The sequence below is a fragment of the Afipia sp. GW821-FHT14H12 genome, assembly GCF_058803465.1.
In genome coordinates, this window is the sequence record NZ_JBXAOZ010000001.1 from 757,725 (window position 1) to 774,869 (window position 17,145).

11 protein-coding genes are annotated in these 17,145 nt (G+C 64.4%); 7 read left to right on the plus strand and 4 right to left on the minus strand.

Annotated elements, in window-relative coordinates; translation table 11 throughout:
* Positions 1–103: 103 nt before the first annotated feature.
* The 7 genes from AC1RNA_RS03780 to trxA all read left to right on the plus strand — a co-directional run bounded on the left by AC1RNA_RS03780 (position 104) and on the right by trxA (position 12,641).
* Entirely contained in the window at positions 104–2,608 is a 2,505-nt protein-coding gene (locus AC1RNA_RS03780; RefSeq protein WP_048757703.1) for a sensor histidine kinase, read from the plus strand.
* Complete coding sequence (tsaE, locus tag AC1RNA_RS03785) at positions 2,605–4,134, plus strand: tRNA (adenosine(37)-N6)-threonylcarbamoyltransferase complex ATPase subunit type 1 TsaE (RefSeq protein WP_492950315.1); 1,530 nt, start codon at positions 2,605–2,607, stop codon at positions 4,132–4,134. The genes AC1RNA_RS03780 and tsaE overlap by 4 nt, the downstream gene beginning before the upstream one ends.
* A 101-nt stretch (positions 4,135–4,235) precedes the next feature.
* Entirely contained in the window at positions 4,236–4,568 is a 333-nt protein-coding gene (locus tag AC1RNA_RS03790) for a PilZ domain-containing protein (protein ID WP_009338772.1), read from the plus strand.
* 151 nt (positions 4,569–4,719) lie between these two features.
* Positions 4,720–5,442, plus strand: coding sequence for a nucleotidyltransferase family protein (locus tag AC1RNA_RS03795; RefSeq protein WP_492950316.1), 723 nt, complete (start codon positions 4,720–4,722; stop codon positions 5,440–5,442).
* A gap of 65 nt (positions 5,443–5,507) precedes the next feature.
* Positions 5,508–8,675 (plus strand): double-strand break repair protein AddB, encoded by a 3,168-nt coding sequence (gene addB, locus AC1RNA_RS03800; protein WP_492950317.1) that lies wholly within the window; start codon positions 5,508–5,510, stop codon positions 8,673–8,675.
* Positions 8,672–12,163, plus strand: a complete 3,492-nt coding sequence (addA, locus tag AC1RNA_RS03805; protein ID WP_492950318.1) for a double-strand break repair helicase AddA — start codon at positions 8,672–8,674, stop codon at positions 12,161–12,163. The genes addB and addA overlap by 4 nt, the downstream gene beginning before the upstream one ends.
* 157 nt (positions 12,164–12,320) lie before the next feature.
* A complete protein-coding gene (gene trxA, locus AC1RNA_RS03810) occupies positions 12,321–12,641 on the plus strand; it encodes a thioredoxin (protein WP_002717684.1) in 321 nt (106 codons plus the stop codon).
* A 63-nt stretch (positions 12,642–12,704) separates the two neighbouring features.
* Here the strand turns inward: trxA and AC1RNA_RS03815 are convergent, their stop codons facing one another.
* The 4 genes from AC1RNA_RS03815 to trpB form a co-directional block, all read right to left on the minus strand.
* Positions 12,705–14,033, minus strand: a complete 1,329-nt coding sequence (locus AC1RNA_RS03815; RefSeq protein ID WP_492950319.1) for a bifunctional folylpolyglutamate synthase/dihydrofolate synthase — start codon at positions 14,031–14,033, stop codon at positions 12,705–12,707.
* Positions 14,030–14,962, minus strand: a complete 933-nt coding sequence (gene accD / locus AC1RNA_RS03820; RefSeq protein ID WP_492950320.1) for an acetyl-CoA carboxylase, carboxyltransferase subunit beta — start codon at positions 14,960–14,962, stop codon at positions 14,030–14,032. The genes AC1RNA_RS03815 and accD overlap by 4 nt, the downstream gene beginning before the upstream one ends.
* A 78-nt stretch (positions 14,963–15,040) precedes the next feature.
* Positions 15,041–15,877, minus strand: coding sequence for a tryptophan synthase subunit alpha (gene trpA / locus AC1RNA_RS03825; RefSeq protein ID WP_492950321.1), 837 nt, complete (start codon positions 15,875–15,877; stop codon positions 15,041–15,043).
* On the minus strand, positions 15,874–17,091 hold the full coding sequence (gene trpB, locus AC1RNA_RS03830) for a tryptophan synthase subunit beta (RefSeq protein ID WP_492950322.1): 1,218 nt from the start codon (positions 17,089–17,091) through the stop codon (positions 15,874–15,876). The genes trpA and trpB overlap by 4 nt, the downstream gene beginning before the upstream one ends.
* Positions 17,092–17,145 lie beyond the last annotated feature (54 nt).

Genomic DNA, 17,145 nt, shown 5'->3' on the forward strand with positions numbered 1-17,145 from the left:
CTTATTGCCGTTCCTTCCCCACGTTCACGGTCTGGACTCTTACCCCCCGAGTCCCCGGGAGGTTATTGTGTTTTGATTCGCGGGCGGTGGTTGAGAATCAAGAATGTCAGGCGTCCTCCGGACGATGCGTCGAAGCTTGTTGTCATGCACGTCGATCGTGCAGGGCGGCTTCGCCATCCTCGCAGGAACGCTGCCTGCACATGCCGCGGGGAATGGCGCCATCGACACCACACTCGCCATCCTCGGTAACCTGAACCGGCCTGAAATTACGGGGCTCGCGCTGTCGGCCTCCGTGCTCTGCTTCTCGGTGGTGTCAGCGATCCTTTTGATGCGTACGCGGCTGCGCGCGGAAGCGATGGAGGCGCAACTGCGCGCCGACAATCAATCGCTGCAGCATGAATCCGATCGCCTGCGCGCCTTGCTGTTTGCCGAGCCGCAGGTGCTGATCGCGTGGTCCGCCGGCGACGAGCGGCCCGACATCACCGGCGACATCGCGCTGCTGATGCCACAGGGCCAGGCTACGTCCGCCCAGCGCGTTCTGGCGTTCGGCACCTGGCTTTTGCCCGAGCAGGCGCTTGCGATGGATCATGCCGTCGATGCTCTGCGCGAGCGCGGCGAAAGCTTCCTGCTGACAATGTCGGCCTCGAACGGCCGCGCCATCGAGGCGATAGGGCGTGCGGTCGGCGGACAGGCCATCGTGCGCATTCGCGAATTGAGTGGCGTGCGGCTCGAACTCGCGGAGATGACGCAGCGTCATCTGCATCTCATCGAAGAAACCGACGCATTGCGCGCCTTCGCCGCCGAAATCCCGCAACCTCTGTGGGCGCGGCGCGCCAACGGCACGCTGCGCTATGCGAATGCCGCCTACGCCCGAGCGGCGGAAGCAGCAAACCCCTCCGACGCCATTGAGCGCGGTGTCGAACTACTCGACAGCGAGGACCGCGCCGCGATGCGCCAGGCGCTTGCCGAGGGCAAGCCTTATCGCGCGCGTCTGCCGGTCGCAATCGGCGGCGAGCGGCGCATCTTCGATGTGTTCGCCTACAACGTCACCGATGGCAGCGTCGGCGTGGCGATCGATTGCAGCGAGACCGTCGCGTTCAAGGACGCACTGATGCGCATGGCGGATGCGCACCGGCGGATGCTCGATCAATTGTCGTCCGGCGTCGCCGTGTTCGATGCCGACAAACGCCTCGCCTTCTACAACGATTCCTATCGCAGGCTGTGGGATCTCGACCGCGCTTTCCTCGATTCCAACCCGAGCGATTCCAGCGTACTGGAAAAGCTGCGCGCCGAGCGCAAGATTCCCGAGCAGCCCGATTTCCGCGCCTGGAAGGCTCGCCTGCACGAAGCCTACCGCGCCATCGAACCCGCCAAGGAAACCTGGTACTTGCCGGACGGGCGCGCGGTCAGCATCGTCACCACGCCCAATCCCGAAGGCGGCGTGACCTACCTGTTCGATGATGTCACCGAGAGCCTCAAGCTGCAGCGCCAGCACGACGGGCTGCTGCGCGTCCAGCGCGAAACGCTAGACAATTTGTCCGAAGCGGTGGCGGTGTTCGGCGGCAATGGCCGCGCGCAGTTGTTCAACCCGCCATTCGCGCAGCTCTGGAAACTCTCAACCGAAGCGCTTCAGCAGCAGCCTCACATCGAGACCATCGAGCAATGGTGCAGGCCGCTGTTCGAGGATGCCGCAACCTGGCAAGCCATTCGCGCCGCTATCACCGGCATCGACAGCCGCACCGCGCTGCAAACCCGGATCGAGCGCAAAGACGGCAGCGTGCTCGACTGCACCACGATTCCGCTGCCTGACGGCGCCACCATGCTGGCCTTCCAGGACGTCACCGACAGCGTGAACGTGGAGCGCGCGTTGCGTGAACGTAACGATGCGCTGGAGGCCGCCGACCAGATGAAGGTGGATTTCGTCCACCACGTTTCTTACGAACTGCGCTCGCCGCTGACCACCATCATCGGCTTCGCCCACTTCCTCAGCGACCCCGCGACCGGGCCGATGACGGTGAAGCAGAGCGAGTATCTCAACTACATTACCACCTCGACCAACGCGCTGCTCGCGATCATCAACAACATCCTCGATCTCGCCACTATCAATGCGGGCGCGATGACACTCGACCTCGGGCCAGTCGATCTGCGCAAGACCGTCGAGGAAGCGACCGCCGGGCTGCAGGATCGCCTGGTGCACGACAACATCCGGCTCGTGATTGATATCGATCCCTCCGCCGCAGGCTTCATCGCCGATGAGCGGCGCATCGTGCAGATTTTCTACAACCTGCTCGCCAACGCGATCGGTTTTTCGCCCACCAATGGCACAGTCCGCCTCAACGCATGGCGTGAGAACGGCCTCATCTGCTGCGCCGTCGCCGACGCTGGTCCCGGCATTCCGGATGACGTGCGCGACAAGGTGTTCGACTGGTTCGAGAGCCGCGCCAACGGCTCGCGTCACCGTGGCGCAGGGCTTGGCCTGTCGCTGGTGCGCTCCTTTGTCGAACTGCATGGCGGCCGGGTGAGGGTTGACTCGGTGGTGGGTGAAGGCACTACGGTGACGTGCGAATTTCCCGCCGACCAGACCGCCCATCGCAGCGCTGCCGAATGAACGAACCATCATCCTTCTCGGTTGCCCTTCCCAATGAGATCGCGACGGCCCACCTGATGGCCGATCTCGCGCTGCTGGTCGGCCCCGGCGATACCATCACGCTGTCCGGCGATCTCGGCGCGGGCAAGACGACCGCGGCGCGCGCGATGATCCGCTATCTGGCGGGCGACGAGGCCTATGAAGTCCCGAGCCCGACCTTCACGCTGACGCAAACCTACGATCTGCCGCCCTATCCCGTACTGCATGCGGATCTCTATCGCATCGCCGACGCGACAGAGCTGGAGGAGATCGGCCTGTCGCCGCTGCCTGAAGGCACTCTGGCGCTGATCGAGTGGCCCGAACGCGCTCCCGAAGCGATGCCGGACGACCGCATCGACATCGCCTTCAGCCACAGGCCTTCGCTCGGCTCGTCGGCGCGCGCCGCCGAGATCACCGGGCACGGCGAGGCCATCGCCAAGGTCGCGCGCCTCGCCGCGCTGCGGCGTTTCCTCAATCTGTCCGGCCATGCTACCTCTGACCGGCAGCGCATGGCGGGCGATGCCTCGACGCGCTCTTATGCGCGCGTGATTGGCGACCAGGGCTCGCTGGTACTGATGAATTCGCCGCCACGCCCCGACGGCCCCGCGATCCACAACGGCAAATCCTACAGCGCCGCCGTGCATCTCGCCGAAGATGTCCGTCCCTTCGTCGCGCTCGCCAACGGCCTTCGCCGTCAGGGTTTCTCCGCGCCCGCGGTGTATCACGCCGATCTCGACGCGGGTTTTCTGCTGCTCGAGGACCTCGGTGGCGCGACCTTCGTGCAGGGCGAACCGCCCGCCCCCATAGTCGAACGTTATCAGGCCGCCGCCACGATGCTGGCCGCACTTCACGGCATCGACCTGCCCGACACGCTGCCGCTCGCACCCAAGATCACTTATCAGATCCCGCAGTTCGACTTCGAGGCGATGATGGTCGAAGTCGGATTGATGCTGGACTGGTATCTCCCCGATCACGGTGTGACGCTGAGCGGCATGATGCATGCCGACTTCCTCGTGATCTGGAAGGACCTGCTCGGCCGATTTGATACGACGCGCAAGACCTGGATGCTACGCGATTTCCACTCGCCGAACCTGATCTGGCTGAGCGGACGCAAGGACACCAGTCGCGTCGGCCTGCTCGACTTCCAGGACGCGGTGATGGGGCCGGAAGCCTATGATCTCGTGTCGCTGCTGCAGGATGCGCGGATCGACGTGCCCGATACCGTGGAAATTCCGCTGCTCGGCCGCTACGTCGCCGCACGGCGTCAGACAAATCCGGCATTCGACGCCGCAAGCTTCGCCGAGCAGTACGCCATCATGTCCGCGCAACGGAATACGCGCCTGCTCGGCACCTTCGCACGGCTCAACCGCCGTGACGGCAAACCGCAATATCTGCGGCATCAGCCCCGGATATGGGGCTATCTACAGCGGGCTTTCGCTCACCCCGCCCTGAACAGCCTTAAGGATTGGTTTACGGCGAACGTCCCGCCCCCTATCGATCGCATTTGAAACGAAAATTTACGCGCCATTAGGTCGCCTGACGGTATTTTTGGCGGCATCGTCTTGCTGCTGTCATACCGGCCGCAAGACACAACGGGCGGAGACCCCGAATGGCAACAGAACGACGCAAAGGCGAGCGAGTCGTTTTCGAACGCGGCTTTGCAGCTCATATGATGGGCATCGACGGCACATGGCGCCGAAGCTGCCTCGTCGAGGATATTTCCGAATCCGGTGCAAAGCTCACGGTGCAAGGCAACGTGGAAGGACTGGCGCTGAAGGAATTCTTCCTGCTGTTGTCTTCGACCGGCCTTGCCTATCGTCGTTGCGAACTCTGCTGGGTGAACGGCGAACAGATCGGCGTGCAGTTCCTCAAGCAGGACCCGAAGCGCCGCGGCGCCACCACGCGCAAGAACAGCAACAGCAATCAGGTCGTCGAAATCTGATCCTGCGCATCCTCCGCGCAGGAGTCGCATTGCCGTCACAGAAGCGAATTACAGCGGTTCAACGCCCTGCGTCACGCTTGGTGATGACAGGCCGCGCTGCGATGCTCTAGGCTTCGCCCAGATCATCCGGCGATTCGCTTGAGAGACGACGATGCCTTTTCAGCCTCATACCGCCATGGTGCTTGCCGCTGGTTTCGGCACAAGGATGCGGCCGCTGACCGACCACAAGCCAAAGCCGCTGGTCGAGGTCGCGGGCAAGCCGCTGCTCGATCATGTGCTGGACCGCCTCGCAGAAGCAGGCGTCGATAAGGCCGTCGTCAACGTGCACTATCTCGGCGAGCAGATCATCGCGCACACCGCCGCGCGGCAAAAGCCGAAGGTAGTCATCTCCGATGAGCGCAACGAAGTGCTCGGCACCGGCGGTGGCGTGGTCAAAGCACTGCCGCTGCTCGGCACCGATCCGTTCTTCCATCTCAACGCCGACACGTTGTGGATCGACAGCGTCACCCCGAATCTCCAGCGCCTCGCCGATGCCTTCGATCCCGCGCGGATGGATATTCTGCTGCTGATGGCGCCGACCACCGGCAGCATCGGTTATGACGGGGCTGGCGATTTCACCATGCTGACGGATGGCCGCCTGCAACGGCGCAGGGAGCAGCATGTGGTGCCGTTCGTCTATGCGGGTGTCGCGATCCTCTCGCCCACGATCTTCAAGGGCGCGCCACAAGGCGAATTCTCACTCACAAAGCTGTTCGATGAAGCGGCTGCGCGGGAGCGGCTGTTCGGCCTGCGGCTGGAGGGCGTGTGGATGCATGTCGGCACGCCGGACGCCATCGCGGCGGCGGAAAAAGCGTTTTTGGCCAGCGCGGCCTGATTTCCTATATTCTCTCGACAAACCCTGCCCGGCCGTGATCCGCTTGGCCGTCAGTGGAATCCTTCATGCGCGTTTCCAACATTCCCTCATCGGCACCATTTCTGCGCACGCTTTTGAGCGCGCTGGTCGACGGTCGCCTGATCGATGGCTTTCGCGCGCGCGAAGCACCCGAACGCCTGGCACAGGCAACGCTCTATCTGCCGACCCAGCGCGCCTGCCGCATGGCGCGCGAGATTTTTCTCGACGTCATGGGACAGGATGCCGTGCTGCTGCCGCGCATTGTCGCCCTCGGCCATGTCGACGAAGACGAACTCGACTTCGCGCGAGGTGAGGCCGTCGAATTTTTCTCGCTCGCCGTGCCGGAAGCGCTGGATGGCCTGCCGCGCCGGCTGGTGCTGATGCGCCTTGTGGATGCGTGGGCCAAGCGGCTCGGCTCGCGTGAGCTTGCAGCCGCACCTCTGGTCGCGGGCGGACCTGCATCGACGCTCGCTTTGGCCGACGATCTTGCACGTCTGATCGACGACATGACCACGCGCGGCGTCGACTGGAGCGCGCTCGACAATCTCGTGCCGGACGATCTCGACCGGTATTGGCAACTCACGCTCGACTTCCTCAAGATCGCCAAGGACGCGTGGCCTGCTTATCTCGGTGAACAGAACCTCATTGAGCCAGCGCGCCGCCGCGATCTTTTGATTGAGACGGAAGCCGCGCGGATCGCGACATTACCCGGCCCGTTCATTGCCGCAGGCTCGACCGGCTCGATGCCGTCCACCGCGAAATTCCTGCATGCCATCGCGAAACATCCGCAGGGTGCTGTCGTGCTGCCGGGACTCGACATCGATCTCGACAGCGAGTCATGGCGCGCAATTGGCGGCATACGCGATTCCGAGGGACGCTTCACCGAACATCCCTTGTCGAGCCATCCGCAGTATGCGCTGCATGGCCTGCTGGAGTTGCTCGGACTGGAACGGCGCGACGTGATCCCACTCGCCGAACCTGCCTCGCATGGCCGCGAGTTGCTCGCGTCCGAAGCGATGCGGCCTGCCACCGAGACCTCGCAATGGCATGATCGCCTTGCCGAGCAGGACGTTGCCGCGCGCATCGCAAGCGGTTTTGAAACTCTCACCATCGTCGAGGCCGCCAATCCGGAAATGGAAGCGCTCGCCATCGCGGTCGCGATGCGGGAAGCGCGGCAGAAAAACAAAACGGCTGCGCTGGTGACGCCGGATCGCGCGCTGGCACGCCGCGTGATGGCCGCGCTCGGCCGCTGGAAACTGACGTTCGACGATTCCGGCGGCGACTCGCTGATGGATACGCCCGCCGGCATCTTCGCGCGCATTGCGGCGGAGACGATCACAACCGGGCTGTCGCCGCCGACGCTGCTCGCCTTGCTCAAACATCCACTGCTGCGGCTGGGGCAGGCGGAAGGCACATGGACCAAAACGGTCCACGATCTCGAACTCGCGGTGCTGCGCGGCACCCGTCCGGCGCCCGGCTGCGAAGGATTGCAGGCGGCCTTTGCGTGGTTCGTTGATGAATGGGGCAAAGCACGACGTAAGGAGCACTCCGCGCTGCATCGCTCCGAGCCGCGCTGCCGGCTGACACAGGACGACATCGATGGCATTGTGCGCCTTCTCGTTGCGCTTACGGAAGCACTCACGCCGCTGGAAAACATCGCGCGTGGCGCGCATGACCTCGCGACACTGGCGCAGCTCCATCGCGAAACGCTGATCCGTCTGTCCACGTCTGACGATAGCCGCATCGCTGTCTTCGACGGCCATGACGGCCAGCAACTTGCGCAAGCTTTCGACGAACTGCTTCTGCCCAGCGAAGATGCGACTTCCCCCGCGCAAACGCACATCACGCTTGAGATTGCAGATTATCCCGATTTGTTCGCGACCGCTTTTGCCAGTGGCGTGGTGCGGCGGCCGCAAAACGAAGATGCATCGTTGCGGATTTACGGTCTCTTGGAAGCGCGCCTCACGCAATGCGACCGCGTGATTCTCGGCGGCCTTGTTGAAGGCGTGTGGCCACCTGCACCGCGCATCGATCCGTGGCTATCGCGGCCGATGCGCCACGATCTCGGCCTCGATCTGCCGGAACGGCGCATCGGCCTCACCGCGCACGATTTCGCGCAACTGCTCGGCGCGGAGGATGTGATCCTCACTCACGCCGCCAAGGCTGGCGGCGCGCCATCGGTCGCCTCGCGTTTCCTCCACCGGATGAAGGCAATTGCAAAGCCGGAGGCGTGGGACGCAGCGCTTGAACGGGGCGCGCGTTATATCCGCTACGCCGAAGCGCTCGATCATCCCGATAGTATTCAGCCGATTGCACAGCCTGCGCCAAAGCCGCCGGTGACGCTGCGACCGTTGCAGATGTCGGTGACGGAGATCGAGGACTGGCTGCGCGATCCTTATACGATCTTCGCCAAGCGCATTTTGAATCTCACGCCACTCGATCCGATCGATCTTCCTCTGACCGCTGCGGATCGCGGCTCCGCGATCCATAATGCACTCGGGGATTTCACCGAAGCGCACAGCAAAAACCTGCCGGGCAATATTGCGGCAGAACTGCGGTCTTTCGGGGAACGGCATTTCGCGGCGCTGATGGAGCATCCCGAGGCCCGGGCGCTGTGGTGGCCGCGCTTCCTGCGCATCGCGGAATGGTTTGCCGGATGGGAAATCAAACGCCGCGAGGACATCACCGAGATCGCCGCCGAGTTGCGCGGCGAGATTCCGATTCCGCTCGCGAACGGACGCCGCTTCATTCTGAGCGCACGCGCCGACCGCATCGAGTATCGCAGCGATCGCACCTTCGCAATCGTCGATTACAAGACGGGCACGCCGCCGAGCGGCAAGCAGGTGCGGCTTGGTCTCGCGCCGCAGCTCACGCTGGAGGCCGCGATCCTGCGCGGCGGGGGATTCAAACCGTTCCCGGCTCGCGCCAGCGTCAGTGAACTTGTCTACGTCCGGCTCAACGGCAACAACCCGGCCGGCGAAGAGAAGATCGTCGATCTGCGCATCGCGCGCGGCGACGAACTGCAATTGCCGGACGATGCCGCCGACGAGGCGCTCGCGAAGCTGACGGCGCTGATCAAAAAATTCGAGAACCCCGAGCAGGCCTATACCTCGCTCGACCTTGCGATGTGGTCGAACCGCTACGGCACCTATGACGACCTCGCGCGCATCAAGGAATGGTCGGTCGCGGGCCATCTCGGCGGAGGTGGCGAATGAGCAAGCCGCGCGCCAATATTCCGGAAGCCGTCCGCGAAGCGCAGTTGCGCGCCTCGCACCCGCAATCCTCCGCCTTCGTCGCCGCCAATGCGGGGTCGGGCAAAACTTACGTGCTCGTCAACCGCGTGATCCGCCTGCTGCTCGACGATGTCGCGCCGGAAAAGATTCTCTGTATCACCTTCACCAAGGCCGCCGCCGCCAACATGGCGCAGCGCGTGTTTGACACCTTAGGGAAATGGGTCGCTCTCTCCGACGATGAGCTGGACGCCGCGATCCGCAATTCCGGCGCACAGGTCACGCGCGACGTGCGCGCGCGAGCACGCAAACTGTTCGCCTGCGCGCTGGAAACGCCGGGCGGGCTGAAGGTGCAGACCATCCATGCGCTCTGCACCCGCCTGCTGCAGCAGTTTCCGTTCGAGGCCAACGTGCCCGCGCACTTCGCGGTGCTCGACGAGCGCGACCAGACCGACATGATGGAGCGCGCCAATCTCGCGGTTCTGCTGGAGGCCGCGCGCACACCGGACGGCGCGCTCGGCCGCGCGCTCGCTTTCGCCATGGCGCAGGCCGCCGACGTTACCTTCAAGGAGGTGGTGCATGAGGCGTGCCTGAGCCGCGAGCATTTCATGGCGTGGGCGGACGGCGCGGGCAGCATCGATGCCGCGATGATTCAGGTCTGCCGCGCGCTCGGTGTCACCTCCGACGCGCAGCTTGACGCCATCGAGCGCGAGATGGTCGATGGCCCGCATCTGCCGCGCCGCCGCTGGCTCGCGGCGGCGGAGGCCTTCGAGCAAGGCGGCAAGAGCGACGCCACGCAAGGCGCCCGCCTGCGAGCCGCAGCAGCTTTGTCAGGCGAAGCGCAGCTTGATGAATATCTCAGCCTGTTCATCACAGGCGAAGGCGGCGCCCGCAAAACGCTGATGACCAAGGCGCTCGCCGCCGCGCAAGGTGCGCTGGCCGCCGCGCTCATGCAGGAACAGCCGCGCCTCCTTCAACTCGACGAACAGCGCCGCGCCGTGATCCAGCGCGACCGCACCCATGCACTCCTGGTGATCGCAAGCGCGGTCGCGGCGCACTACCGCCGCGAGAAGCAGGCGCGCGGCCTCTTGGATTATGACGATCTGATCGACAAGACCCACACGATGCTGACCGGCGGCTACGCCTCCTGGGTGCATTTCAAGCTCGACCGCGGTATCGACCACGTGCTGATCGACGAGGCGCAGGACACAAGCCCGCGGCAATGGGACATCATCGAGAGCTTCGTCTCCGAATTCACCGCGGGCGCGGGTGCGCGCGACATTCGTCGTACCGTGTTCGCGGTCGGCGACGAGAAGCAGTCGATCTTCTCGTTTCAGGGCGCGGCTCCGCGCGAATTCGATTTGCGCCGCCGCGCGATGATGACGCGCCACGCCCACGCGAAACTTGCCTTCGAATCGGTGTCGTTCAAGCATTCGTTCCGCTCGGGTGCCGCGATCCTCGACTCGGTCGACTACGTGTTCCGGGAGCAGGCGATCTACAAAAGCATCCATAATGACGACGCCTATCCGGTCCACGACGCGCTGCCCGACGCCGCACCCGCGATGGTCGAATTATGGAATCTGGAAGAACCGGATACGCGCAAGGAGATCGAGGGCTGGGATGCGCCGTTCGATACGATCTCCACCACCAGCCCAGATGTGAAGCTCGCGCGCCGCGTGACCGCCGAGATCAAGGCGCTGATCGACGCGGGCACCATGACCGGCACTACGGGCCACCGCCGCAAATTGCGTTACGGCGACGTGATGGTTCTAGTCCGGCGGCGCGGCACGACCTTCGATGCGGTCATTCAGGCGCTCAAGCATGCGGGCATCCCGGTCGCGGGCGCGGATCGGCTCAAACTCACCGAGCACATCGCGGTGATCGACCTGATGCATCTCGCCGATGCGCTGTTGCTCCCACAAGATGATCTCGCGCTGGCGGTGGCACTGAAAAGCCCGTTGTTCGGGCTCGATGACGATGACCTCCTCGCCATCGCGCCTGCCCGCACCGGCTCTCTGCGCGCGGCATTGCAGGCGCATGCGGACACATTGCCGAAATTGAAATCGGCAAACGATTTCCTCATGCAATGCGAGCAGCGTTTTGCGCGCCTCACACCATTCGCCTTTTTCGCATGGTTGCTCGGCGGTGAAGGCGGCGGCAGCGGAGGGCGGGCGAGCATTTTGCGCAGGCTCGGACCGGAAGCGAACGATGCGCTCGACGAATTTCTCGAACTCGCGCTGAGCTATGAACGCAAGGCCGCGGCCTCGCTGCAGGGCTTCATCGCATGGCTGCGCGCCGCCGACACCGAAGTGAAGCGCGACATGGAGATCCTGCGCGACGAGGTTCGCGTCATGACCGTGCACGGCGCGAAGGGCCTCGAGGCTTCCGTGGTGTTTCTGGTCGATACCACCACCTCGCCTTCGGATACGCAGCGCCTGAAGCTGATCCGCATGGCGCACGGCAATGCCGGGCCTGGCGACGTCGTATTGTGGGCTGGCGCGAAGCGCGACGACACAGAAGCCGTAGCGCAGGCGCGCGCCGCGATGCGCGACGACACCGAGCACGAATACCGCCGCCTGCTCTATGTCGCGATGACGCGCGCCGCCGAACGGCTGATCGTCGGCGGCTGCAAGCCCGGTAATCGCAACAATGTGCGCGAGCTGTCATGGTACGATCTGATCGACAAAGGGCTTGGTGCCTCGCCCCTTGTCATGACGGAAATCGAAACGCCCTTCGGTCCCGTCAGGCGCTACACCCGCGCGGGCGATGTCGAGCCCAAGGCCACAGAGGACGTGGCGGCAAAGCCCGCCGCGCCCGCGCCGCTGCCGGACTGGCTGCGCGCGAACGCGCCGCTGGAGATTCCGCGCGAACGATCAATCGCGCCATCCGATGCGAGCGACGATGTGTCCCTGCCCACGCTGGCGCCCGAAGCGGCGCTCCTGCGCCAGCGCGCACGACTGCGCGGCCAGTGGGTGCATCGGCTGCTGCAATCGCTGCCGGACATCGCGTCCGATCAGCGCAAGGCGGCGGCGGAGCGTTTTCTCGCCCGCCATGCGCAGGATGGATTTAACCAGGACGACCTCAATCAGCTCGCGCAACAGGTCGTCGATCTGATCGGAGAGTCGCAATTTGCCGCGCTGTTCGCGCCGGGCAGCCGCGCGGAAGTCTCGATCGCAGGCCGGATCGATATCGGGAACAAGATCGTGCGGGTGTCAGGGCAGATCGACCGCCTCGTGATTACGCCACACGATATTATCATCGTCGATTACAAGACCGGTCCCGCGCCGCGCGCGGAAACACCGCCGCATTATGTCCGCCAGCTCGCGCTGTACCGCGCGGTGCTCGCGAAACTCTATCCCGACAGGACCATTCGCGGCGCGCTGCTGTGGACGGAAACCGCGCGGATGGTCGAGGTCCCATCTGCGACGTTGGACTCAGGGCTGGCGGCGGCCTTGTCCGGGGATACAACCTAGCCATTGATATCATTACACAATATTACGCCCGGCGATTCGGCATAGCAGCAACACGGACGCTTTGCCAGCCTTGACCGGGTTGAAGGGCATTCATACGTTTGCGCCAATCAAACGGGCGCCGATTCTCAATTCGGCGCCTTCATCAACGAGGCAGATCATGGGCGTAGGCAAAGTTTCGGATACCGACTTCGAGGCTGAAGTTCTCAAGGCGGAAGGTCCGGTCGTAGTGGATTTCTGGGCGGAGTGGTGCGGCCCCTGCCGCATGATCGCTCCGGCGCTCGACGAGATCGCAGGCGCGATGGGCGACAAGGTCAAGATCGTCAAGCTCAACGTCGACGAGAGCCCGAAGACCGCGTCGAAGTATGGCGTGATGTCGATTCCGACCCTGATGATCTTCAAGGGCGGCGAGATGGCCTCCCGTCAGGTCGGCGCCGCGCCGAAGCAGAAGCTGCAACAGTGGATCACCGCTGCGGTGTAAGCCGCGCGCATATCCGGATTAAAACAACGGCCGGTGATTTCACCGGCCGTTTTGTTTTGCGGTTTAGGTCGGCAGCGTGCCGTTCTCCGCCAGCACATGGCCCGCGAGATAGAGCGAGCCGGTGATGAGGATGCGTGGCGGGGTCTCGTAGGCCATCGAGGCAATGAAACTCAATGCCTCGGCCACGCCGGGCGCGACATCGGCGCGCATTTCCTGCGCGCGCGCGACGGCCGCGAGTTCCTCCGGCTCCATCGCATTGTCATTCTCAGGAATGGGCACCGCGACCACATGACGGGTCAAGCCCGAGAAGTTCGCGAGAAAGGCCCGCGCGTCCTTGTTGCCCATCATGCCGACAATCAGCACCACGGGACGCTCGATGCGCTCGCCGAGGTCGGCCAGCGCCGCCGCCGTGACGCGCCCGCCATCGGCGTTGTGGCCGCCGTCGAGCCACAACTCGCAGCCTTCCGGCGCGTGCGCGAACAACGCGCCTGCGGGCAGCCGCTGCATTCGTGCGGGCCACTCGGCGCGCGCAATGCCCTGCTCGAACGCGGCAGGCTCGATGGTCAAGGAATCGATGGCGCGCAGCGTGGCAATCGCAAGCCCGGCATTGTCGAACTGGTGGCGGCCGAACAGGCGGGGGGCCGCGAGATCGAGCAGGCCGCGCTCATCGTGATAGACAAGCCGCCCGTGCTCGACGCCGACATGCCATTCTTGTGTCGCGGAAAATAGCGGCGCGCGCATCTTCCGCGCGGTCTGCTCGATCACGGCCTGCGCTTCAGCCTGCTGCTCGGCCGAGATCACCGGCACGCCGCGCTTGATGATGCCTGCCTTCTCGCCCGCGATCTTGATCAGCGTATCGCCGAGGAATTCGGGATGATCCATACCGATGGGCGTAATCACACTCGCCAGCGGCTCATCGACAACATTGGTCGCATCCAGCCTGCCGCCGAGGCCGACCTCGAGCAGGACCAGATCCGCGATGTGCTGCGAGAACAGCACGAAGGCTGCGGCGGTCTCGATTTCAAACAGCGTGATCGGCGCGCCGCCATTGGCGCGCTCGCACTGGGCAAACGCATCCTCGAGCTGCGCGTCGGTCGCAAGCACGCCCGCGATGCGAAAGCGCTCGTTGATGCGCACCAGATGCGGCGAGGTGTAGACGTGGACGCGCAGGCCCGCCGCCTCACAGATCGCGCGCAGGAACGCGACCGTCGAGCCCTTACCGTTGGTGCCCGCGACATGGATCACCGGTGGCAGGCGGCGCTCGGGATGATCCAGCGCCGCGAGGATGCGCTGGATACGCGACAGATCGAGATCGATGCGCTTGGGATGCAGCGCCGTCAGCCGCGTCAGGAGATTGTCGAGCTCGCGGCGCGCAGGTGCGGCGGCGCTCACGCTGATGACGGCACCGCCGAATCCGGCGGCAGCACTTCGACATCCGGCAGCCGCGGCGCGGCGGCCTGATCGGCCTGCGGCGCGGGCGCCTTCATCAGGAGGCGGCACAGCCGCGCCAGCGTGGCGCGCATATCATGGCGGTGCACCACCATGTCGACCATGCCGTGGTCCTTGAGATATTCGGCCCGCTGGAAGCCTTCCGGCAATTTCTCGCGGATGGTCTGCTCGATCACGCGCGCGCCGGCGAAGCCTATCAGCGCGCCCGGCTCGGCGAGCTGCACATCGCCCAGCATCGCGTAGGACGCGGTAACGCCGCCGGTGGTCGGGTTGGTCAGCACCACGATGTAGGGCAGCTTGGCTTCGCGCAGCAATTGAATGGCGACCGTCGTGCGCGGCATCTGCATCAGCGACAGGATGCCTTCCTGCATCCGCGCGCCGCCGGAGGCTGCGAACATGATGAAGGGCGCATGCTTCTCGACCGCGAGCTGCAATCCCTTGACGATGGCCTCGCCCGCCGCCATGCCAAGCGAGCCGCCCATGAAATCGAAATCCTGCACCGCGACCACGGCGGGCGTACTTTCGATCCGGCCATAGCCGACCTTCACCGCGTCGTTCATGCCGGTCTTGGCACGCGCGTCCTTGATGCGGTCGGCATATTTGCGCTCATCACGAAACTTCAGCGGATCGGCCGCGACATCCGGCAGCGCCACATCGAACCACGTCTCGTTGTCGAACACCGACTTCAGCCGCGCGGTCGCACCCATGCGCATGTGATAGTTCGAGCCGGGAATGACGAACTGGTTCGCCTCGACATCCTTGTAGAACACGAGCTGACCTGAATCCGGACACTTGATCCAGAGATTCTCCGGCGTCTCGCGACGGATCATGTTGCGGATTTTCGGACGGACGACGTCGGTCAACCAGTTCATGGGCGGGCTCCCGCTTCAATTCAGCCGATATATGGACGCCCGGCGCGGGCCGGGCAACCCGAACATTTTCAAATAAATCTATTGCGCGGCGGCCTTAAACCCGCGCACGCCGGCGGCCAGCGCCGCCACGAGGTCCGTGACCGCAGGTACCGTCTTCGCGCTCGCCTTGCCGTCGGCGTCGAGTGTGGCGCGCAGCGCATCGATCAGCGCGGAACCGACCACCGCGCCTTCACAGTGGTGCGCGATGCGCGCCGCAGCCTCGGGCGTGCGGATGCCGAAGCCGACGCAGACCGGCAGCTTGGTATGGCGCTTGATCCGCGCCACCGCCTCGCCGACCTGCTTGTCGTCGGCGGAGGCCGAGCCGGTGATGCCGGTGATCGAGACGTAATAGACAAAGCCCGAGGTGTTGGCGAGCACCGCAGGCAGGCGCTTGTCATCGGTCGTCGGCGTCGCGAGACGGATGAAGTTCACGCCAGCCTTCAGCGCCGGAATGCAAAGCTCTTCGTCTTCCTCCGGCGGCAGATCGACCACGATCAAGCCATCGACGCCAGCGGCTTTTGCATCCACCAGAAACTTGTCGACCCCGTAGATGAAGATCGGATTGTAATAGCCCATCAGCACGACAGGCGTCGCGGGCTCGGTCGCGCGGAATTCGCGCACCACCCGCAACGTCTTCTTCAGCGTGGTGCCGGCCTTCAGCGCGCGCAGGCCCGCCGCCTGAATCGCGGGGCCGTCCGCCATCGGATCGGTAAATGGCATGCCGATCTCGATCACGTCGGCGCCCGCCTTCGGCAGCGCCTTGAGAATTTCGAGCGAGGTGGCGAGGTCCGGATCGCCGCACATCACGAAAGTGACGAGCGCGGCGCGGCCCTCTTTCTTCAGTTCGGCGAAACGGGTGTCGAGGCGCGTGGTCATGACTTGCGCCCCCGCAGAATATCGCCGACCTGCGGCACGTCCTTGTCGCCGCGTCCGGAGAGATTGACGACCATCAGATGATCGCGCGGCCGCTTCGGCGCAAGCTCCGAGAGCTTGGCGATGGCGTGCGCGGATTCCAGCGCCGGAATGATGCCTTCCAGCCGCGACAGCAACTGGAACGCGGCCAGCGCCTCCTCGTCGGTCGCGGACAGATAGGTGACGCGGCCGGTCTCGTACAGCCATGCATGCTCGGGGCCGATGCCGGGATAATCGAGGCCCGCCGAAATCGAATGCGCGTCCTGGATCTGGCCGTCGTCGTCCATCAAGAGATACGTGCGATTGCCGTGCAGCACGCCGGGGCGGCCACCCGCGAGCGAGGCCGCGTGCAGATTGGTGAGGCCATGGCCTGCCGCCTCGACGCCGAAAATCTCGACGGAAGGATCGTCGAGGAACGGATGAAACAACCCCATCGCGTTGGAGCCGCCGCCGATGCAGGCGACCAGCGAATCCGGCAGGCGGCCTTCGGCTTCCATCATCTGCGCGCGGGTCTCAACGCCGATCACCGACTGGAAGTCGCGCACCATCATTGGATAGGGATGCGGACCCGCAACCGTACCGATGCAATAGAACGTGGTGGCGACATTGGTTACCCAGTCGCGCAGCGCATCGTTCATCGCATCCTTCAGCGTGCGGGTGCCGGACTGCACCGGCACCACCTTGGCGCCGAGCATTTCCATGCGGATCACGTTCGGCTGCTGCCGCTCGACATCGACCGCGCCCATGTAGACGATGCACTCAAGTCCGAACCGCGCGCACAGCGTTGCGGTGGCAACGCCGTGCTGGCCCGCGCCGGTCTCGGCGATGATGCGCTTCTTGCCCATGCGGCGCGCGACCATGATCTGGCCGAGCACGTTGTTGACCTTATGCGAGCCGGTGTGGTTCAGCTCCTCGCGCTTCAAATAGATTTTCGCGCCGCCGAGATGTTCGGTGAGCCGTTCGGCGAAATACAAAGGCGACGGACGGCCGACATAGTCCTTCAGATAGGCGTTCATCTCCTTCTGAAACGCCGGGTCGGCCTTGGCCTGCGCATAGGCCTTTTCCAGATCGAGGATCAGCGGCATCAGCGTTTCGGCGACGAAGCGGCCGCCGAAAGTGCCGAAATGGCCGCGCTCGTCCGGGCCGGAACGGAAGGAATTTGGTTTTGGAAGACTCATGACTATCCCTGGCGATGACCGAACCCGTTCCGGTCATCCACGTTCTACTTGTTG

Coding starts and splice junctions, on each gene's coding strand:
- trxA (WP_002717684.1), top strand. CDS start 12,321: ATGGGCGTAGGCAAAGTTTCGGATACCGACTTCGAGGCTGAAGTTCTC.
- addA (WP_492950318.1), top strand. CDS start 8,672: ATGAGCAAGCCGCGCGCCAATATTCCGGAAGCCGTCCGCGAAGCGCAG.
- addB (WP_492950317.1), top strand. CDS start 5,508: ATGCGCGTTTCCAACATTCCCTCATCGGCACCATTTCTGCGCACGCTT.
- AC1RNA_RS03790 (WP_009338772.1), top strand. CDS start 4,236: ATGGCAACAGAACGACGCAAAGGCGAGCGAGTCGTTTTCGAACGCGGC.
- trpB (WP_492950322.1), bottom strand. CDS start 17,091: ATGAGTCTTCCAAAACCAAATTCCTTCCGTTCCGGCCCGGACGAGCGC.
- tsaE (WP_492950315.1), top strand. CDS start 2,605: ATGAACGAACCATCATCCTTCTCGGTTGCCCTTCCCAATGAGATCGCG.
- AC1RNA_RS03780 (WP_048757703.1), top strand. CDS start 104: ATGTCAGGCGTCCTCCGGACGATGCGTCGAAGCTTGTTGTCATGCACG.
- AC1RNA_RS03795 (WP_492950316.1), top strand. CDS start 4,720: ATGCCTTTTCAGCCTCATACCGCCATGGTGCTTGCCGCTGGTTTCGGC.
- trpA (WP_492950321.1), bottom strand. CDS start 15,877: ATGACCACGCGCCTCGACACCCGTTTCGCCGAACTGAAGAAAGAGGGC.
- accD (WP_492950320.1), bottom strand. CDS start 14,962: ATGAACTGGTTGACCGACGTCGTCCGTCCGAAAATCCGCAACATGATC.